Source organism: Psychrobacillus sp. INOP01 (genome assembly GCF_018140925.1).
GTDB lineage: Bacteria > Bacillota > Bacilli > Bacillales_A > Planococcaceae > Psychrobacillus.
In genome coordinates this window covers 1,712,502-1,732,450 of the sequence record NZ_CP073315.1, presented here as the reverse complement: position 1 = coordinate 1,732,450, position 19,949 = coordinate 1,712,502, and the positions used below count along the sequence as shown (strand labels likewise).

The 19,949-nt window shown below is 37.3% G+C and carries 18 protein-coding genes; 12 read left to right on the top strand and 6 right to left on the bottom strand.

Annotated elements, in window-relative coordinates; translation table 11 throughout:
* Window positions 1–11 precede the first annotated feature (11 nt).
* Both fumC and KD050_RS08690 read left to right on the top strand, forming a co-directional pair.
* Complete coding sequence (gene fumC, locus KD050_RS08695; RefSeq protein WP_211895774.1) at window positions 12–1,388, top strand: class II fumarate hydratase; 1,377 nt, start codon at window positions 12–14, stop codon at window positions 1,386–1,388.
* Window positions 1,389–1,397: 9 nt separating this feature from the next.
* Window positions 1,398–1,889: a PCYCGC motif-containing (lipo)protein gene (locus KD050_RS08690; protein WP_211895773.1), complete on the top strand. Its 492-nt coding sequence runs from the start codon at window positions 1,398–1,400 to the stop codon at window positions 1,887–1,889.
* Window positions 1,890–2,037: 148 nt separating this feature from the next.
* On the opposite strand, the gene KD050_RS08685 is transcribed toward KD050_RS08690, so the two are convergent.
* Together KD050_RS08685 and KD050_RS08680 are read right to left on the bottom strand one after the other, a co-directional pair.
* Window positions 2,038–2,922, bottom strand: a complete 885-nt coding sequence (locus tag KD050_RS08685) for an anti-sigma-V factor RsiV (RefSeq protein ID WP_211895772.1) — start codon at window positions 2,920–2,922, stop codon at window positions 2,038–2,040.
* On the bottom strand, window positions 2,919–3,416 hold the full coding sequence (locus KD050_RS08680) for an RNA polymerase sigma factor SigV (protein ID WP_211895771.1): 498 nt from the start codon (window positions 3,414–3,416) through the stop codon (window positions 2,919–2,921). The genes KD050_RS08685 and KD050_RS08680 overlap by 4 nt, the downstream gene beginning before the upstream one ends.
* Window positions 3,417–3,607: 191 nt before the next feature.
* Here KD050_RS08680 and KD050_RS08675 point away from each other — a divergent pair, with 191 nt between their 5' ends.
* The 5 genes from KD050_RS08675 to KD050_RS08655 all read left to right on the top strand — a co-directional run bounded on the left by KD050_RS08675 (window position 3,608) and on the right by KD050_RS08655 (window position 7,879).
* Window positions 3,608–3,985, top strand: a complete 378-nt coding sequence (locus tag KD050_RS08675) for a GntR family transcriptional regulator (protein ID WP_211895770.1) — start codon at window positions 3,608–3,610, stop codon at window positions 3,983–3,985.
* Window positions 3,982–4,854, top strand: coding sequence for an ATP-binding cassette domain-containing protein (locus KD050_RS08670; RefSeq protein ID WP_211895769.1), 873 nt, complete (start codon window positions 3,982–3,984; stop codon window positions 4,852–4,854). Before KD050_RS08675 ends, KD050_RS08670 begins: the two co-directional genes overlap by 4 nt.
* A 1-nt stretch (window position 4,855) precedes the next feature.
* Window positions 4,856–5,638, top strand: coding sequence for a hypothetical protein (locus tag KD050_RS08665; protein ID WP_211895768.1), 783 nt, complete (start codon window positions 4,856–4,858; stop codon window positions 5,636–5,638).
* A gap of 259 nt (window positions 5,639–5,897) precedes the next feature.
* Entirely contained in the window at window positions 5,898–6,587 is a 690-nt protein-coding gene (locus tag KD050_RS08660) for an ABC transporter ATP-binding protein (protein WP_211895767.1), read from the top strand.
* Window positions 6,587–7,879, top strand: a complete 1,293-nt coding sequence (locus KD050_RS08655; protein ID WP_211895766.1) for an ABC transporter permease — start codon at window positions 6,587–6,589, stop codon at window positions 7,877–7,879. Before KD050_RS08660 ends, KD050_RS08655 begins: the two co-directional genes overlap by 1 nt.
* Before the next feature lie 823 nt (window positions 7,880–8,702).
* Here the strand turns inward: KD050_RS08655 and KD050_RS08650 are convergent.
* The 3 genes from KD050_RS08650 to nhaC are packed head-to-tail and all read right to left on the bottom strand — an operon-like array spanning window position 8,703 to window position 11,600.
* Window positions 8,703–8,966 (bottom strand): hypothetical protein, encoded by a 264-nt coding sequence (locus tag KD050_RS08650; RefSeq protein ID WP_211895765.1) that lies wholly within the window; start codon window positions 8,964–8,966, stop codon window positions 8,703–8,705.
* 37 nt (window positions 8,967–9,003) lie between these two features.
* Window positions 9,004–10,167 (bottom strand): class I SAM-dependent methyltransferase, encoded by a 1,164-nt coding sequence (locus tag KD050_RS08645; protein WP_211895764.1) that lies wholly within the window; start codon window positions 10,165–10,167, stop codon window positions 9,004–9,006.
* 53 nt (window positions 10,168–10,220) lie between these two features.
* A complete protein-coding gene (gene nhaC / locus KD050_RS08640; RefSeq protein ID WP_211895763.1) occupies window positions 10,221–11,600 on the bottom strand; it encodes a Na+/H+ antiporter NhaC in 1,380 nt (459 codons plus the stop codon).
* A gap of 174 nt (window positions 11,601–11,774) precedes the next feature.
* Here nhaC and KD050_RS08635 point away from each other — a divergent pair, with 174 nt between their 5' ends.
* The 4 genes from KD050_RS08635 to hflX all read left to right on the top strand — a co-directional run bounded on the left by KD050_RS08635 (window position 11,775) and on the right by hflX (window position 16,119).
* Complete coding sequence (locus tag KD050_RS08635) at window positions 11,775–13,406, top strand: AMP-binding protein (protein WP_370627197.1); 1,632 nt, start codon at window positions 11,775–11,777, stop codon at window positions 13,404–13,406.
* A 71-nt stretch (window positions 13,407–13,477) separates the two neighbouring features.
* Window positions 13,478–13,996 carry an RDD family protein gene (locus tag KD050_RS08630; RefSeq protein WP_211895762.1) on the top strand — a complete coding sequence of 173 codons (519 nt, stop codon included), beginning with the start codon at window positions 13,478–13,480 and terminating at the stop codon, window positions 13,994–13,996.
* A 91-nt stretch (window positions 13,997–14,087) separates the two neighbouring features.
* Complete coding sequence (locus tag KD050_RS08625; protein WP_211895761.1) at window positions 14,088–14,834, top strand: VOC family protein; 747 nt, start codon at window positions 14,088–14,090, stop codon at window positions 14,832–14,834.
* 13 nt (window positions 14,835–14,847) lie between these two features.
* On the top strand, window positions 14,848–16,119 hold the full coding sequence (gene hflX, locus KD050_RS08620) for a GTPase HflX (RefSeq protein WP_211895760.1): 1,272 nt from the start codon (window positions 14,848–14,850) through the stop codon (window positions 16,117–16,119).
* A 185-nt stretch (window positions 16,120–16,304) separates the two neighbouring features.
* On the opposite strand, the gene KD050_RS08615 is transcribed toward hflX, so the two are convergent.
* On the bottom strand, window positions 16,305–18,023 hold the full coding sequence (locus KD050_RS08615) for an ABC transporter ATP-binding protein (RefSeq protein WP_211895759.1): 1,719 nt from the start codon (window positions 18,021–18,023) through the stop codon (window positions 16,305–16,307).
* A 322-nt stretch (window positions 18,024–18,345) separates the two neighbouring features.
* Between KD050_RS08615 and KD050_RS08610 the strand changes: the two genes are divergently transcribed.
* Window positions 18,346–19,833 (top strand): peptide MFS transporter, encoded by a 1,488-nt coding sequence (locus tag KD050_RS08610; RefSeq protein ID WP_211895758.1) that lies wholly within the window; start codon window positions 18,346–18,348, stop codon window positions 19,831–19,833.
* Window positions 19,834–19,949 lie beyond the last annotated feature (116 nt).

Genomic DNA, 19,949 nt, shown 5'->3' with positions numbered 1-19,949 from the left:
GAGCGAGGTTAATGTCTTATCGTATTGAGCACGACTCTATGGGGGAAATTAAAGTTCCAGAAAATAGTCTTTGGGGAGCACAAACTCAAAGATCCAAACAAAACTTTAAAATTGGTACGGAAAAGATGCCAATTGGGGTAGTTCATGGTTTGGCCCTTTTAAAAAAATCTGCAGCAATCGTTAGCCATTCACTAGGAAATCTATCAGAAGCGAAAAAAGATGCTATCTCAGAGGCAGCAGATGAAATACTAGCTGGAAAACTAGATGCGCATTTTCCGTTAGTTGTTTGGCAAACAGGTAGTGGTACTCAATCTAATATGAATGTAAATGAAGTTATTGCTTATAGAGGAAATCAGTTACTCGAGGAAAAGGGAAGCGAAGAGCGTCTTCACCCTAATGACGATGTAAATAAATCACAAAGCTCGAATGACACTTTCCCCACAGCCCTTCATATCGCAGGAGTACTTGCAGTAGAGAACCAACTACTACCAGCAATTGATGTATTGAAGGAAACACTCGGCAAAAAATCCGAGAAATTTATGGATATTGTCAAAATAGGTCGTACACATTTACAGGATGCAACACCTCTTTCACTTGGACAAGAGTTTAGTGGCTGGCATAGAATGCTAGAAAAATCTGCAAAAATGATTACACAAAGCATAGAAGATATGAAGGAGCTTGCAATTGGTGGAACAGCTGTTGGTACAGGGTTAAATGCACCAAAAGGATTTGGGGACCAAGTGGCAGCAGAAATTTCTAAAGCACTAGGAATCGAATTTACATCTGCAAAAAACAAATTCCATTCTTTAACAAGCTATGATGATGTTGTTTATGTCCACGGGGCAGTAAAAGCATTAGCAGCTGACTTGATGAAAATTGCGAATGATGTTCGCTTACTAGCAAGTGGTCCACGTTCGGGAATTGGTGAAATCTCAATACCAGAAAATGAACCAGGAAGCTCCATTATGCCAGGTAAAGTAAATCCAACCCAAAGTGAAGCGATGACAATGGTTGTTGCACAAGTAATGGGTAATGACACAACCATCAGCTTTGCAGCAAGCCAAGGGAATTATCAATTGAACGTATTTAAACCAGTTATTATTCACAATTTCTTACAATCAGTTGGATTATTAAGTGATGCAATTTTAAGCTTCAATAATAATTGTGCGGTTGGAATTGAACCTAACCTTGATACGATTAAGCATCACGTAGATAACTCACTAATGCTTGTTACTGCATTAAATCCATACATCGGATATGAAAATGCTGCTAAAATCGCAAAACATGCCCATAAAAACGGTACAACATTAAAAGAGGCGGCAATCGAATTAGATCTTCTGACTGCTGATAAATTCGATGAAATTGTCCGACCAGAAAATATGATTTAAGAGGTAATTATGAAAAAAATATTATTTATTCTATTCAGCTGTATATTAGTGCTATCGGCATGTGGTAAGGAAAATGAGAAAGAAAATCATGAAGAGCACGAGGATCACGTAGGTCATTTAGAAAATGGTGATTTGCAAGAAACAACAGCATCAACAGATGTTTTGCCAGCTTTCTTAGAAACACAGTCCGAGGACATGAAGCTTGTCTATCAAGCCGCTGCAAAGGCAAATGATGTACTAAAGTGGATGCCTTGCTATTGTGGCTGCGGAGATAGTGCAGGTCACGAAAGTAATTTCAACTGCTTCGTCCATGAAATAAAAGAAAATGGGGAAGTCGTTTGGGATGATCATGGAACTCGTTGTGCAGCCTGTCTAGAAACGGCTATCACATCCATCCAAATGATCCAAGAAGGAAAGTCATTAGTAGAAATTCGCAATACCATTGATGAAACATATAAAGAAGGTTATGCGGCACCAACCAAAACACCGATGCCTTCATAAATAAAAACTGCTCCTTTTCACAAATTTGTGAGAAGGAGCGTTTTTTTGTGAGTGTTGTTTTAGAAAAATAAGTCCGATTATTGGTTGGATAAGCTAGTAACCAGTAACCGGTTGAATATCAATGATAATCGGTCGAATATCATTAGAATCACTTAATATAATAATCACTAATTAGCTCTTCCTTTATAACATCCGTTGGTATTTCAAATGTAATAACGCCCATACTACCTGGCGCCACTTCATATTTATCGAAGGAAATGGTTAGCTTATGATCTGAAGTAATAGAGAATGTTTGGTCTGGTCGAATGGTATCAAAACCATCAAAAACTTCTTCTTCACCGGCAATCCAGTACATGTTCATTTCATCAGCAGCCATCTCTTTTTTCATTTCCCCCTTAATATACGTGGAGATTGTCTCGATGTATCCTTTGTCGTCTTTAAATAGACTAGGTAATGTTATTAAAACTTCATTTTTTTTATCAATCGTATCTGTTCTCATAGTAGTAGATGAAGAACCTACTATGTTCACTGCGTAGCGGCTAATCGAGAGAATCTCATCTGTATCCGTCACTACTTCATACGTAGATGCGACACCAAGATGACCACCGCCAACTTCCTTCAAAGCCTCCATTTCTTTTTGGAATCCTTCATAAAGTTCTTTGTTTTCTGCAATATATTTTTCATTTAGGCTATTTTCTAATTCTTTATTAGTCAATCCGGTTACATTTGGTGTTTTCAAGTCTGCGTTATATGTGTCCTCTTCTATAGTTATTTCTTGTATCGAAACGACTTGAATGATGGATCCAAGAATAGGAACTGTGGAAAGAGATTGTGCAAGGGTGGGATTCACATTAACACCTGCTACAAAGATTGCAGCGGCTGCAGCAACTCCAAGTCCAAACTTTTTGAAAGAGGGCTTTTTTTTCAATTGTTCTCTTTTAACAGTTTGAACGGATTTACTTACTACTTGCTTCAGCTCTGTCGGTATTTCAATATCATTATATTGTTTTTTAGAATCATTTAATTTACTCATACTTTCACCTTCTCTTCCATATTGGTGCGTAATTTTCTTAAAGTCGCATATAATCTTGTTTTGATTGTGTTTTGGTTTACACCAAGCATCTTTGCAATATCCTCTATTTTTATATCCTCAAAAAAACGAAGAATAATTAGGGTTTTCTGTTCGGGTGCTAAATTATCGATTGCTTCGTACAGGTCGATATCTGGTACTTCCATTTCGCTGGAGGGTAAATGAAAATCTAAAACTTCATCCTCCACTACAACTATTCGTTTGTTTTTATGAATAAAATCTATGGACGTATTTATTAAAATGCGGTAAAACCATGTTTTTAAATACCCGGTTTGCTCAAGTGAATCAATAGATTTTAAAGCTTTCATAATACTGTCCTGAATAATATCAAGAGCCGATTCCTTATTTTTAACATAGCTAAAGGCAAGCCGATAATGGGCATTTTGATTTTCAATTATATAGTTTTCCACTAGTTGAAACTTTTCTGATTTTGTCATGACAGGGGTGTGCTCCTTTTTATAACTATAACGTTCGAACGTATTAAATATTAGACGGGGTTAGCTGTAAGAAAGTTTGCCTTTTATAAATTTTAACGATAAAGCTCCTGCTTGACGAAAATTACTCTAGCTGTTATGGTTATACACACAAGTATATAACCATATAAGTGGTAAGGGAAGAGGTTTTTGTAGTGAGCACACTTTTCGACCATGATAAACCGATCTATTTGCAAATACGGGAAAAAATTGAAGATCAAATTGTAAACGATCAATTAAAAGAAGGAGAGCAGGCACCTTCTACGAATCAATTGGTTAGCTTCTACAAGATAAATCATGCAACCGTATCAAAAGGGGTCAATCAATTAGTAGAAGAAGGAATACTATTTAAAAAGCGGGGGATAGGGATGTTTGTAGCAGAAGGGGCTAAAGGAATGCTCGTCCAAAAACGGAAAGACGCATTCGTAGATGATTATATAGTGGGTCTAGTGAGAGAAGCTGAGAAATTAGGTATAACCGAAAACGAAATTATCCAGCTGTTAAGCAAAGTGAAAAGGAGTGATTCTAAATGACTTTAAATGTTTCAGTAAACAATTTAAGCTTAACTTATGGTTCCTACCCTGCTTTAAAGGATGTTTCGTTCATGCTAAATGAGCCAAAAGTTTACGGGTTATTAGGTAGGAATGGTGCTGGAAAAACATCTCTACTGTCTATCTTGGCTTCGTTCAGGGAACAAACAAGTGGAACTGTTACAATTGGTGGCGAAGCTCCATTCGAGAATGCAGAAGTTATGCAATATGTATCTTTCATCTTCAATAAAGACTATAAAGATGAATCAGATAACGTAAAAGAAACGCTAGAGTATGTAGCGAGATACCGTTCAAAGTTTGATGCAAAATACGCTGACTATTTAGTGCAAAAGTTCAAACTTCCGTTAAAAAAACCAATAAAAGAATTTTCAAAGGGTATGCAGTCTGCTCTAAATGTAACGATTGGTCTAGCGAGCAGGTCCCCGATTACGATATTCGATGAGGCCTACCTAGGGATGGATGCCCCGACTAGAGATATATTTTACCGTGAATTGTTAGAGGACCAATCAAACCACCCGCGCATCATTATATTATCTACACATCTCGTTTCCGAAATGGATTACTTGTTCGATGATGTAATCATTTTGCATAAAGGAAGTATCGTTTTGCAAGAGGATTTTGAGTCACTAATAACAAAAGGTTCCTCCATTACAGGTGCGACAGAGGTTGTAGACGAATTTGTACGCCCGATGAAACAGTTAAATACCCAACAATTAGGAAATACGAAGTCCGTTATGGTATATGGAGAACTGAATGATCGTGACCGAAAAGCGGCTCAGCAAAAGGGACTCGAGGTTGGTCCTATTTCACTTCAAGATCTGTTTATACATTTGACAGAGGGGGATGATTAAGTTGAAAAAAGCATCGATTTTTCCAAAGGTAGCAACAGATTTGTTCTGGGTTCAACTATTTTGGGCATTCGGCTTCTTAGGAATAATGTTCGCTATTCATATAGTAAAAATTGTCCTAGCTATTAACAGTGACAATGATATGGAATTGTATTTTGTCTCGACATTTGTAGCTTCTAATATATTCATGCTTGTAGTAGGTATAATTTCATCATATGGTTTTTTGCCTCACTATGTTAGTAATGGAGTAACGAGAAAAGATTACTTTAAAGGAGCGGCACTTGCTTCTGTCGGGCTTTCTATTACCCTGCCAGTGATAACGAGTATAGTTTCTGGAATTGAATTATTCGTTTTGAAAATATTTAACATGTCTACTGTATTTACTACTACTTTTGGAGAAAGAGTCAACATGGAAGACGATGGGATTGTCACTGACATTATTCAATCTATTATTATAGCTCCTTATGTTGATCCTCAAAGTAACTGGTTGTTAGCGATTTTCATCGTTACTTTAAACCTCTTAACGTTCTATCTACTAGGTTGGTTAATAGGAAGTGCCTTTTATCGCTTTGGAGTGATAATCGGTATAGTGTTCATCGCAATTTCAATTGTCTTAATCCTCATAGAGAATGCATTATTAAGTATTGGATTAGGACTTACAGTATCAGAAAGTTTCTCCTCATATGACTTTGGTTTACCTATATCAATACTAGGGGTAGTAGTAATAATAATTATAGTTCTATGGGTTATCCGCCAGATTACGAAAAGGGTAGCTATTAAAATGTAAAAAAGTGATGTGAGTGTACGAAGTGAAAACTTCGTGCATTTTTTATTTTATTGTCCAGTTCCGGATACCAGCCCCTCGTTTCGCTTCAATCTTGCTAATAAAGACGCGCAAAGCTCGTCGCTGAAGAACGGTGTTAGGGCTATCAGACGACTCCGTCCACATTTCAACCTATCTTAAGAATTTCTTCATTTTTATCCTTCTAGAATGTTAAGAATTGGTGGGTACAATTAGTGAAGTAGCGAAACGGGAGGGTAAATAAATGATACAAGTTAATCATGTGAATCATACATTTCTAATAGGAAAAAAAGGAAAAGAGAAAAAAGTGCCGGTTTTAAAAGGTTTATCGTTCGAAGTAAAACAGGGGGAAATCGTGGCAATTGTAGGAAAAAGTGGATCTGGCAAGTCGACTTTGCTTCATACAATAGCAGGATTTATGAGTCCCGAGCATGGTTCGATTACAGTAAATGGACAAGAAACAGCTAATTTAAATGAAACGGAAAGAGCAGCATTTCGCTTAAATAATTTTGGGTTCATCTTTCAAAACTTTCAACTGATGCCTGGATTAACAGCTTTTGAAAATGTAGAGCTACCTTTGAAACTAAAGGGTATATCACCGAAACAAAGAAAAGCAAGTGTTCAACAAATGATGGACAAGGTAGGGCTAACGGAGGTTGGGGACCATTATCCAAATGAATTATCTGGTGGACAGCAGCAGCGTGTAAGTATTGCACGTGCTGTAATTACTAACCCACCTATACTATTTGCAGATGAGCCGACTGGGAGTCTAGATTCCGAAACCGAACAGGATATTTTATTGTTAATACAAAATTTAAATCAAACACTAGGCGTAACGTTTGTGATGATTACGCACGACGAGGAAGTGGCGAGTATTGCGCATAGAACATTTAAAATGCGTGACGGGGAATTAGTGAAGGGGGATGTTCTATAATGTTATTTAAAGATCAGATCGACTTTGTTCGCCAACATATTAAGAAAAATAAACTACGCGTATTTATGACAGTGCTTGCCGCAACAATGGGCTGTGCATTTTTGATCGTACTAGCTTCCATTGGATTTGGTATACAAGATACGATGCGCAACGAAATCCTACAAGATCAATCCATCACGGAAGTGGAAGTTTACCCGAATGAAGATGAAGAATTGAATCTGGAAGAAATAAAATCTGTTCCACATGTTGGAGCAATCGTCCAAAGAACAAGCATGGAAGTCATGACAAATTTTCAATTCGAGGATCGTTCGATACAAGGAAACTTGCTATTAACTGATATGAAAGAGGAAGAACAATCAAATCTAAAATTATCAGAAGGCCGTTTACCGCAAAATGAATCGGAAATAGTAGTAGGCTATCACTTTGCACAGAATTTATGGACAGACGCAGAACGTGCAAAGATGGAAGAAGGTTTAGAAGAGGCAGATTTTCCAAAGGGCTATGAAAAGTCGATGATAGGCGAAACAGTTTCATTATCTTTACAACCATATGAGTCGGATGATGCTTTCCCAGAACAATGGGATTTTACAGTAGTAGGTGTAACGGATAACCCTGCAAGAGACTGGATTGTAGATCAAAGTATTTTAATGGATAAATCATGGCTACCGAAATTAACAGGAGCTTATGAAGCAAATGCAGAAGAAATTCCGGAAAACTTTACTTACACAACCACAAAAATATATACATCTAGTTTAGAACATGTGAAATCAGTAACTAAAGAATTAAAGGATATGGGCTATAACGTCTATTCTGTCTCAGAGCAATTAGAGCAAATCGATGTGTTCTTTATGGCCTTTAAGATTGGATTAATATTTGTTGGAACTATTGCAATTCTAATATCATCTATTGGTATCTTCAATACAATGACAATGGCTGTAACCGAACGAACTCGTGAAATTGGGGTGATGAAAGCAATTGGAGCTAGCCCTAAACTCATTCAACGATTGTTCTTAATGGAAAGTGCGTGGATTGGCATAATTGGGACTGTCCTTGCAGTCATTATTTCATACGCAGTGAGCTTCCTAGCTAACTGGCTACTGCCGATGGTTGTTGGGGCTGCATTAGGAGAGGATGGACTTCAAGACTTATCTATTACATTTTCATTAATCCCTTGGCAGCTAGTGGCTTTAGCATCAACTATTAGTATTGGGGTAGCAATGATCTCCGGTTGGAGACCAGCACGCAAAGCTACTAAAATTGATGTGATCCAAGCATTACGTCAGGAATTATAAAAGAAAAGAGTGGCCAATGAGTGTCTTAAGACATCTATTGGTCACTCTTTTTAAAAGATAAGAAATTATATAAAGATGTAGTGAATACTGAGTTCATGGGACTTGAAAGAATGAATAATACTACTGATTTCCGTTTCAGGTGGACGCTTCCCGCGGGGTCTCGACTTTCTTGCTTAGATGATAAGAGTAGTCAAAATTAATATAGGGATAAAATCGTCTGTTGAATTAGGGATACTATGCTGTCATGAAGGATGAAGTAAGTAGATTTTCTTTTATTCTAGTGAATATATACAGTGAAATAATAAGTGTTCACTAAATAAAGAAGCGTAATAGCGAACGAAATTGTATCTTCGGGGCCCGCATGATGCGGGTCAGGCAGTCGTTGCGAAATAGTTTTTATTTTGCGACGAGCTTTGCGCAGGAGCACCACGATGTCGCGTACCTAGACTGTCATCCCCTCTACGAATAGGAAAGTATTTTTTCTCTAGTTATCCAAAAACTCACTTACCTGTTTCTAAGAGTTGTAGAAGGGCGACGGACAGATAAAGTGAAACTTCAATTAATGGGGCTTCATCCACCACTAATTGTTAGTTGAACCATTCGGGCTTTTACGGGCAGTTATCTACTACCTGTTAATGCGGGATAAACGCCATTAGATTAACGAAAAAAAGGGATGCTGGTTGGTTGTGACGAACGTCACAACCAACCAGCATCCCTAAAAATTCCCTCGGCAATCATATAGTAAAATGTCTGTCCAAAGCCCTTCGGAAACGATAGAAACAGGTTTTGGACTTAAACTGGGCATCTTTTTACCCGGTTTTTCTTATCCAGAAATCTTAAAATAAGCGATAAAAAGAACAAGTACAACGACTCCATTTATTAAATTATAATTAGTTCTAGAAATCGGTTGATCCAATCTATCGAATTTATTTATTGATACAATACCAAGATAGGTTATGAAAATCGCTAAAAACAATGCGAAAATTGGAGGCATCGCATAAACGCGAGCATCGATAAAGTGCACAATGATTATTGCAATCGCCATTGCTATACCATAGGCTACCTTTTTAATAGTTGGTTCTTTCATCGGTAAAACCCCCAGTAGCATAATATTTCAATCTTTATCAATTGAGATAATCCTTCAATTCATTCTCCAAAAATGGCTTTGCATTTAGCATCTGTTTAAATTGTTGATAACTTATCATTTGTTCAGAGGTTGGTTTTTTACCAGTTTTATAAGCACGTATCAATATGTTTTTCGGTGTGTTTTCCATATCGATAAACTCGACTAATTGTGCCTCGTAGCCAACCATATTCAAAATCTCCGCTCGAATGGAGTCCGTTGCTAGGGCAGCAAAACGTTCCTTTATTAGTCCATGTTTCAACATAATATCTAAACCCGGTGCATTTAGCTGTGTGTTTAATTCATGCTGACAGCAAGGTACACTTAAAATTACGCTCGCATCCCATTTTACGGCTCTAGCAAGTGCCATATCTGTTGCAACATCGCAGGCATGAAGCGTGACAACCATATCCACAGCAGTTTCGTCATTGTAGTCATTAATATCTCCTACTAGAAACTCTAACTGCTCGTATCCTAAATCATCTGCAATTTGTGCACATTCCTCAATGACTTCCTTTTTCAAATCAAGTCCAGTAACCCGAATATCAAGCCCTTTTTCGATTTTCAAATAATGATACAATGCGAATGTCAAATAAGATTTACCAGATCCAAAATCGAGAATTCGAACGGTTTTATCCTTTGGCAAGTAGGCAAGCGTATCATCTATAAACTCGATGAAACGATTTATTTGTTTAAACTTGTCATACTTTTGCTTTTTTACTTTTCCGTCAGGTGTCTGAACGCCTAATCGAATAAGGAATGGGTATGGTGTATTTTCATCCAACAAATAATTCTTTTTACGGTTATGGGAGAGGTCTACCGTTTTGGTGTCTGTTGCTTTCTCGGATTTCCACATGACTTTGTTTTTCTTAGAAAGCTGAGCCTGTACTTTTTCCGCTTTGAAATCTATATGAAGCTGACGGAACTGTTCTAAGAGTTCATCTAATGTTTCTGTAAAAGCATCTAATGGGATATTTTCATGCTTTAAAACTCGTTCATATTGGTATTCTAGCTGGATATGATACGTATTTTTTATCTCAATCGGTTTTAATTTTACACGTTTCACTTCATTAGACTTTGCGCGTGGTTGACTAATGGTTGCGCTGACTAACTGCTTCGCTACTATTTGCTCAAGCAAGTATTCTTTCATTTCCTGAAATTCCATAATATCGCCTACTTTTTCCGTAATGTACTTGGAAATAGTGTATCATATTGATCTCATTTATTATAAGTAAGTGTTTTTCCAGTCAGTCCAAACAAAATAGTGAGTACTGGACAAAGCAAACAGAAAAAGGCGAACGGCAAGTAGTCAATCGTTGATACATCTAATACATCTGTGATGAAAATCCCACAAACACTCCAAGGGACCAGTGGGTTTACAACAGTACCTGCATCCTCCATCACACGAGCTAGGTTTTTGTTTGCTAATCTGACTTTTTGGAAATGGGCTTGGAATGTTTCACCTGTCAATAAAATCGATAAGTATTGCTCTCCGATAAGCACATTCACACCAATAGCGGTAAAAGCCGCTGCTGAAATAACCTTCCCTACACTCGTTAGTAAACTCTCCACTTTCTGCAGTAAACTTTGTACGATACCTAAAGTAAATAAAAGGCCACCCATGCTCAGGGCCAGTAAGACAAGTGAGATAGTGAACATCATACTAGTCATTCCGCCTCTAGAAAGTAAAGAGTCAACCGCCTCTATACCAGTTTGAGATGTATAACCACTAAAAAGGATGTTTAATACTTCACTTGCAGTAAAAAAATGATGGAAATATGCAACAGCTATTGCGCTAGCAGAAGTCAATGCAAGAGCTAAAATAGCTGGTACTTTTTTAAAAGAAAGCACAATAAGCAAAGCTAACGGCAGTAATGAATACCAATGAATCATACCAGTTTGAAGTAGACCATCCTTAAGTGTATTTATTTGTTCTAGCTGCTGAATTTCCTTGTTAGGTGAAAGTATTGCATAACCAATAATCGCTATAAAAAAAGCAGGAATTGTCGACCATCCCATATTTCGAATATGCTCAAATAGATCTACTCGAACAATGGCAGATGCTAGATTCGTTGTATCAGATAAAGGAGACATCTTGTCGCCGAAAAAGGCACCAGATACAACAGCCCCCGCAGTTATAGCCAAAGAAATATCCATAGCACTTGCTATTCCGACAAAAGCAACACCTATAGTTGCTACTGTTGTCAATGAACTTCCAATGGATAAACCAATGACGCAGGTAACTAAAAAGACAATTGCAAAGAAAAAATGTGGAGAAATGAATTGAAAACCTATATAAATAAGCGTTGGAATAGTTCCACCAATCATCCAGCTACTTATTAAAATTCCTATAAAGAAAAAGATGAAAACTGCTCCAAGTCCCGTTTTAGAACCTTCTATGAGACCTTCTTCCAATAAGTTGAATGGTACTTTTTTTATGAACCCATAAATGATTAAAAGTAAAATAGCAAATAAAATGGGCATGTGAGGTACAGCCTCAAATTCTATAATACAAACAGCCATTAAAGTAATGATTACTAAAATAAGAAACAATGCCTCTCGAAAAGGAGGCGTAATCGTAGATGAAATTCGAAACATTATATAACCTCCTAAATTAATTTTAGCACTTCGTCGATTCAACGCTTTCAATCGTTAAAGTAATTAGGATTTTACCATGTTTCAACAGACTGTCAATTGGAAAACGAAATGTCTATTTCATCAGAATTTTATGATAAAATAGAATACATATAAACAATCAAAGGGGTGATTGGTTTGTTAAATGAAAAAACAGTTGGGGAAATTGTTAAAGAAGCAGCAAGAAAATTTCCAGACACAGAAGCGTATGTGTATCCGGAGCATGGTATTCGAAAAACCTATAAGGAATTTGATGAAGAAACGGATAAGCTAGCAAAAGCATTTATCGGCATGGGTATTCAAAAAGGAGAGCATGTGGCCATTTGGTCTGACAATAAGAGAGAGTGGTTACTTAGTCAATTCGCAACAGGCAAAATGGGTGCAGTTCTAGTGACAGTAAACACAAACTATCAAGAAAAAGAGCTTGAATACTTATTGCAGCAATCCGATGCTACAACTCTCATATTATGTGAATCTTTTAAAGGAACTTCCTATTTAGATATTATACGTGCTATATGCCCGGAAATCATTCAGTCGGAAAAAGGCAATATTCACTCCGAAAAGTTTCCGTATTTTAAACGTGTCATTGTAATGAGTGAGAATGAGTATAAAGGTATGTATACATGGTCGGAGCTATTAGCGCATGCTGATCAAGTTGCTGACGAAACACTGGAGAACTCTATGAATTCACTTCACAATGAAGAGGTTATTAATATTCAATATACTTCTGGGACAACGGGCTTCCCTAAAGGTGTTATGCTCTCGCATAAAAATGTAGTAAATAACGGGCAACTTGTAGGAGACTATATATATTTGACCGAAAAAGATCGTCTTTGTATTCCAGTACCATTTTTCCACTGCTTTGGTTGTGTAATGGGAACAATTGCATCCGTGACACATGGGTCTACAATGGTTGTTATCGAACGGTTCGATCCAGGAAAAGTACTTCAAATGGTACAGGACGAAAAATGTACAGCGTTGCATGGGGTACCTACAATGTTCATCGCAGAATTAAACCATCCAGACTTTAAAAAGTTTAAATTGTCTACGCTACGAACAGGTATTATGGCAGGATCCATTTGTCCAATCGAAGTGATGAAAAAAGTGATGAATGATATGGGCGCAACCGAAATAACAATAGCTTATGGACAAACTGAATCCTCTCCAGTCATTACGCAAACTAAGACGAATGATCCAATTGAGAAACGTGTGTCATCAGTTGGCCAGGCACACCCGGGGGTTGAGGTTAAAATTATCGATCCAGTAACTGGAGAAGATACACCAGCAGGAGTTCCTGGTGAGCTTTGTACTAGAGGATATTTAGTGATGAAAGGCTATTATAAAAACGAACAAGCAACTAAGGCAACAATCGACAATAATGGCTGGCTTCACACGGGTGATATCGCAGTGATGGATGAGGAAGGATATATCGATATAACAGGACGTATTAAAGATATGGTCATCCGTGGCGGAGAAAATATCTATCCAAAAGAAGTGGAAGAATTTATATATCAGCACCCTAAAGTCCAAGACGTACAAGTAGTTGGAGTACCTGATCCAAAATACGGGGAAGAACTTATGGCGTGGGTTATTTTAAAAAGTGGTGAGCAATTAACTTCTGATGAATTAAAGGGATACTGCAAAGGGAAGATCTCATTTCATAAAATACCGAAGTATATTGAGTTTATAGAGGCATATCCAATGACAGCTTCAGGGAAAATCCAAAAGTTCCTCCTTCGTGAAATGTCTAAAGAGAAGACCGAGGCATAATTCGAATTATTTCCTGGGAAATCGACAAGTTTCATGTAAGAAAACAAATCCAATAGGAGGAGTAATTTTAAGTGAATGCAACATTTCTTATGCGTTTCAAAGCGTTTATGCTTGATTACTTTCTTATATTTGCCTACTTGGTTGTTCTCGCTATCTTGAATGTATTTCTATTTCCATCTATACAGAATCTTTTTAGTAATTCACTTGTATTAGCACAGCTCACAGGATTTCTAATGGTGACATTGCCGGTTTCACTCTATTTTATTATTAGTGACTCAGTCGTAGGTAGGCAGTCATTTGGAAAAAGATATATAGGGATTAAGGTGGTCAATGAACGGAATGAAACTCTTTCTATACAGCATGCAATTTGTAGAACCATCCTGAAATTTCTACCTTGGGAGCTTTCGCATTATCTTGTTTATCGACTAATCTATCTGGGAGATGCAGAAGTACCATTAAATTACTATGTATTTGGTGGAATTATCTATGCGCTTATGTTTGCATATATCTTAACGACTCTATTTACTAAAAGAAAAAAGTCGCTTTATGATATTGTTGTCAGGACACAGGTTATTAAGGTAGGGTCTTAGTAAAATATGAGAGCATCGGTTTTTAAAACGATGCTCTTCACATTAGTTGGTATACTGATGAAAGGGTAAAATATTGAATGGAGGTGCTACAATGTATTTGGATCATATCGTTCATAGCGTAACGAAAAAGCCAATAGAAGTAGCTGAGGATTGGACTGATAAAGGTATCCATGCAGTAGTGGGTGGCCAACATACTCAGTGGGGAACATATAACGCACTTCTTTATACGAAAACTAGCTATATTGAATGGCTTGCAGCAGAATATGAAGAAATTGCAAAAAACGCTAATCATCCTTTAATAAATCTTATGCTTCATGATTTGAAAACGAGTGGAGCAGGGTTCAATACAATTTGCATTCGCACGACAACCATTGATGATCTTAGTAAACAGCTAGAGGAGCAGGGTATAAAAACATCTGGAGTTCTACATGCTGAAAGAAAGACGACTAGTGGATTAGTACGTAAGTGGAAAATGCTATTTGTGATAGAAGAGATAAGTGACGCACTTCCTTTGCCGTTCTTTATAGAATGGGAGGAAAGCGATGAGGACAGGTTTCGCTTACTTCAGGAGGATGGAACAATAGAAAAAAGTAATTTAGAGTTATCTATTGCTACCTGTGAGTTTCATGTTCGAAATCCGCGGGAAGTAATGAATAAGTGGAAAAGTTATTTTCAATTTGTCGAGCAGGATGAACAAACATTACTGTTGGAAAATACACGATTAATATTTAAGCAAAATACTAGTGAAACAAAAGAGCGACTTGCAAGCATTGATATAAATGGATCTAATCGACATGAAGAAATCATATATGAACAAGCAATCTATCGCTTTCTTTAAAAGGAGAAAATAAATGGATGAATTAATAGAAAAGGCAATACTAGTTGCAGTGAAACTACAAAAGGACGAGCATTTTGAATATGGATTAGAAGAATTACACAATTTAGCAGAGGCATTAGATGTGGAAGTAGTTGGAGAAGTAACGCAAAATCTTGAACGTGTTACCTCGTCTCATTACGTTGGTACAGGTAAGGTAGAGGAGATTAGAAACCTTTATGAAGAAGCTGGAGCCAATCTGGTAATATTCAATGATGAGCTTTCACCGTCACAAATTAGAAACTTAGAACGTGACCTAGACTGTAAAGTTATTGACCGCACTATGCTTATCCTCGATATTTTTGCTCGACGTGCAAAATCAAATGAGGCACAGATGCAAGTTGATTTAGCGCAGCTTCAATATATGCTTCCACGTCTTGTGGGACTTCGAGCATCTCTTGGTCGACAAGGGGGAGGAACTGGCGGCGGATTTAAAAACCGTGGTGCTGGGGAAACAAAGCTAGAGCTTGATAGACGTAAGATTGAAGACCAGATTGCTAAGCTTAAAAGGGATCTCGAACATGCAAAAGATCAACGAGAAACACAGCGGAAGCAACGTAGGAAAAATGCAATTCCTGTAGTATCCTTAGTAGGTTATACGAATGCTGGTAAATCGACGATTATGAACCAATTGCTTTACAAAGCTGGGCAAGTGGAATCCAAGCAAGTATTTGAAAAGGACATGCTTTTCGCAACTCTAGAAACTTCCGTTAGACAGATTAAACTTTCGGACCAGAAGGAATTTTTATTAACCGACACGGTAGGGTTCGTTAGTAAGCTTCCCCATCACTTAGTGAAAGCTTTCCGTTCAACATTGGAAGAAGCTCGTGATGCGGATTTACTTCTACATGTTGTAGATGTCTCCAACGACGAACATCGCTTTATGATGGACGTTACGAATGAAACACTTCATGCTGTTGGTGTTGAAGATGTTCCAACTGTCTTTGTATACAACAAATCTGATTTAGCAGATATGAAATACCCACATATGGCTGGAGATAATATTTGGATTTCTGCGAAAGAGGGAGCAGGACTGGATGAACTATTAGAGATTATTAAAAAGCATATTTTCTCTAATTATGTACGTTGCTCATTATTGATCCCGTTTGATCGTGGAGATATTGTGTCTTATCTAAATGAGCATGCATCAGTTTCCTCTACTTCATATGAAGAAGAAGGGACAGTTGTACAAGTAGAATTGAAAAAGTCAGATTATGACCGCTTACAAGAATTTCTATTTGTTCAATAGAACCTGTTTTAGAGAAGCTAATCATGAAACACTGGAATGTTGTAGAGAAACACCCGAATGCACCAAAGAAACACCTGAATACAGTGAAGAATCACCGTAAAGCATCGAAGAATCAATAAGGTAAATAAAAAAGTTGTCTCGCCAGTGGTTTCCAACTGGGAGACAACTTTTTAGTTTAATTAGTATTAAACCTCTTGAAACTGTATATTATGCAGTCTAGCAAATATACCATCTTGTGCCACTAAATCACTATAGGATCCATCCTCCGCAATCCCGTCCTCTGTTACAACAAGTACACGATCTGCATCACGAATAGTCGCTAGTCTATGTGCAATAATAAGCGTAGTTCTATTTTCAGCTAGTTCCATTAAAGACTTCTGGATAAATCGTTCCGTTTCAGTATCAAGAGCCGATGTTGCCTCATCCAAAATGAGAATCGGCGGGTTTTTCAAGAACATACGCGCTATCGCTAGACGTTGTTTCTGCCCACCAGATAACTTAAGTCCACGTTCCCCGATTTGTGTATCGTAACCCTCAGGTAGAGAAGCAATCATGTCCTCTAAATGTGCTTTTTTGGCAGCATCCCGAATTTCAGCTTCACTTGCATCTTTTTTACCGTATGCAATATTTTCCCGAATAGATCCAGTGAACAAAAATACATCCTGTTGAACAATCCCAATCTGTGAACGTAATGATTTCATCGTAATATCTTGAATGTTCAATCCGTCAACAGAAATGGCACCCTCTTGAACATCGTAAAATCTTGGGATAAGTGAACAAATTGTAGTTTTTCCTGCACCAGATGGACCTACAAAGGCAATAGTTTCTCCAGCTTTTATAGACAAATTAATATTGTCTAATACAGGTTTATGTTCATCGTATCGAAAACCAACCTTCTCAAAAGTAATATCTCCTTTTAAATGCTGAACAGTATGTGCATTAGGCTTGTCCTGAATTTCAGGATCCTGTTCAACAAGCTCTAAGAAACGTTTGAACCCAGCCATTCCTTTAGGGTATAGCTCAAGTAGTGCGGTAATTTTATCAACAGGTTTGATCAACACATTGACATATAGAACAAAACTTACAAGCTCTCCGTAAGAAATGACTTTCTTGAAAGTAAACCAAGCTCCGACAACAAGCACGACTAATGTCACAAGGCGAGTTAACATATAAATACTGGAATGTGTACCAGCCATCACTTTATAGGCAACAAGCTTAGCTAAACGGAATTGTCCGTTATCTTCTTTAAAACGAGCTATTTCAAAATTTTCATTTGTAAATGATTGAACGACGCGAACACCAGAAACACTGTCTTCCACTCGTGCATTAACATCGGCAATTTTGCCGTACATGTTTTTCCAAGCTTTATTCATCATAATGTTACCGTATGTTGCTACGACGGATAAGATTGGCACCATGACAATAGCGATGATTGCAAGTTCTGGATTGATATTGTACATAATCGTAAATGCCCCGATTAACGTCATAATTGCTATGAACAAATCCTCAGGACCATGATGAGCGAGTTCACCAATATCAAATAGATCATTTGTAATTCGACTCATAATATGACCTGTCTTTGTATTATCGAAGAATCGGAATGATTGGCGTTGAACATGGGTGAATAATTGCTGTCTCATATCGGTTTCGATATTTATGCCAAGCTTATGGCCAAAATAACTTACAACATACTGTAGAAAAGTGCTGATTACGTAGACTACTAGTAGTAGAATACTAATTCGTGTAATCATGCTCCAATCACCAGTAGGTAACAAATCATCGATAAACCATTGAACTGCTACTGGAAATGCAAGCTCTAAAATTGCTACAAATACAGCGCTGCTGAAGTCAATGATAAAAAGTCGTTTATGCGGTTTGTAATATGAAAAAAACTTCTTGAGCACTTAAATCGCTCCTTCCTCTGTCATAACGACTATTATAACGAACAATTTCAAAAGTCGAAATAATAAAATTAGATTAGCGAACTAATTATTCTAATTTTTGGTAATTTAAAGATGTGAATGTTTTGAATTTCGTTGTTATAACGGCTTTTTTGAGAGTAAACTTCCTAGTTTAAATATAAAAGGTTTTTTGACAATTGAAAAAGGGAAGTTTATAATATGTGTCTTGTTAGTGTAAGGACATTAAGTAACTTTTCATATGCTTCAAGTTATATTGAAGTATAGAGATTTCTAAAGTTTTCTAAATTAGAAAAGAGGTAAAAAGATGGCAACACGAGAGGAAATAATTAAATCCGTCCCACAAAAGGGGTTCTTTGGTCATCCGAAAGGATTACTATCATTGTTTTTCACTGAGTTTTGGGAGCGCTTTTCTTACTATGGAATGCGTGCCATATTAATTTATTACATGTACTACGAAGTGACGCAGGGTGGACTAGGTTTAGAGCGTTCTACTGCTAACTCAATTATGGCTGTTTATGGTTCACTAGTATACATGTCCGGAATTATTGGAGGTTGGATAGCTGACCGTCTATTTGGTACAACGAAAACCGTATTCTACGGTGGTGTTCTGATAATGTTTGGTCATATCGTCTTGGCATTCCCAGGAGGATTGACTACTTTGTTTGTTTCGATGGCATTAATCATCATTGGGACAGGCTTGCTGAAGCCAAACATTTCAAGTATTATCGGTGATCTTTACTCGAAAGAAGATACTCGCCGTGATTCAGGATTTAGTATTTTCTACATGGGGATTAACATGGGAGCGTTCATCGCACCTTTAATCGTTGGAACAATTGGTCTAGAGTATAACTTCCATTTAGGATTCGGACTTGCTGCAGTTGGTATGGCATTAGGATTAATCGTGTTTTTAATCACGAAAAAGAAATATCTAGGATTAGCAGGTACATATGTGCCAAATCCAATGTCTAAAGAAGAACGTAAAAAAGTATTAACGAGAATTGGTATTGCTTTAGTTATTATTCTAGTTGTTGGATTTATATTGATTCAACAAGGTATATTAACGATAGATGGATTCATCATGACAGTCTCTATTCTAGGTATCGTTATTCCTACATTGTACTTTATCGTTATGTATAGAAGCAGCAAAACAACAGAAGATGAAAAGTCTCGATTACTTGCTTATATTCCATTATTTGTTGCAGCTATGATGTTCTGGGCAATTCAAGAGCAAGGATCAAATATCCTAGCACAGTATGCGGATGAACGAGTCAATTTAATGATTGGATCATTTGAGATTTCACCTGCATGGTTCCAATCGTTAAATCCATTATTCATCATTGCACTTGCGCCGGTGTTTGCGTGGATGTGGATGAAGTTAGGGGATAGACAACCATCTACTCCGAAAAAATTCTCGTTTGGTTTGCTCTTTGCGGGGATGTCCTTTGTCGTCATGATAATTCCTGCTTACTTAAATGGAACAGAGTCTCTTGTTAGTCCGTTTTGGCTTGTTCTGAGTTTCTTCCTAGTAGTATTAGGGGAATTATTATTATCACCAGTTGGATTATCTGCTACTACAAAGCTTGCACCAGGAGCGTTTGCTGCTCAAACAATGAGTTTATGGTTTATGACGAACGCATCTGCTCAAGCTATCAATGCTCAAGTAGTTAAATTTTACACACCGGAAAACGAAATTATTTACTTTGGTGTCATTGGAGCAGTAGCTATAGTTATTGGTTTATTACTCTACTTTATGACTCCGTTGATCCAAAAATATATGCGTGGCGTTAAGTGAAGTGAAAATTCCATCAGTGTGGAGTTCTTCATCCATCACTGCCCGTTAATGCGGAGTAATTCCAAAATAATGAAACTTTTTAAGTAATCATCCCGTAAAGTAAGTATCTTACTGAG

Bases quoted from the DNA above. Each gene is read 5' to 3' on its own strand.
- KD050_RS08650 (WP_211895765.1), bottom strand. From the start codon at position 8,966: ATGAAAGAACCAACTATTAAAAAGGTAGCCTATGGTATAGCAATGGCG.
- KD050_RS08610 (WP_211895758.1), top strand. From the start codon at position 18,346: ATGGCAACACGAGAGGAAATAATTAAATCCGTCCCACAAAAGGGGTTC.
- KD050_RS08680 (WP_211895771.1), bottom strand. From the start codon at position 3,416: ATGACAAAATCAGAAAAGTTTCAACTAGTGGAAAACTATATAATTGAA.
- KD050_RS08655 (WP_211895766.1), top strand. From the start codon at position 6,587: ATGTTATTTAAAGATCAGATCGACTTTGTTCGCCAACATATTAAGAAA.
- hflX (WP_211895760.1), top strand. From the start codon at position 14,848: ATGGATGAATTAATAGAAAAGGCAATACTAGTTGCAGTGAAACTACAA.
- nhaC (WP_211895763.1), bottom strand. From the start codon at position 11,600: ATGTTTCGAATTTCATCTACGATTACGCCTCCTTTTCGAGAGGCATTG.
- KD050_RS08670 (WP_211895769.1), top strand. From the start codon at position 3,982: ATGACTTTAAATGTTTCAGTAAACAATTTAAGCTTAACTTATGGTTCC.
- KD050_RS08660 (WP_211895767.1), top strand. From the start codon at position 5,898: ATGATACAAGTTAATCATGTGAATCATACATTTCTAATAGGAAAAAAA.
- KD050_RS08690 (WP_211895773.1), top strand. From the start codon at position 1,398: ATGAAAAAAATATTATTTATTCTATTCAGCTGTATATTAGTGCTATCG.
- KD050_RS08685 (WP_211895772.1), bottom strand. From the start codon at position 2,922: ATGAGTAAATTAAATGATTCTAAAAAACAATATAATGATATTGAAATA.
- KD050_RS08645 (WP_211895764.1), bottom strand. From the start codon at position 10,167: ATGGAATTTCAGGAAATGAAAGAATACTTGCTTGAGCAAATAGTAGCG.
- KD050_RS08625 (WP_211895761.1), top strand. From the start codon at position 14,088: ATGTATTTGGATCATATCGTTCATAGCGTAACGAAAAAGCCAATAGAA.
- fumC (WP_211895774.1), top strand. From the start codon at position 12: ATGTCTTATCGTATTGAGCACGACTCTATGGGGGAAATTAAAGTTCCA.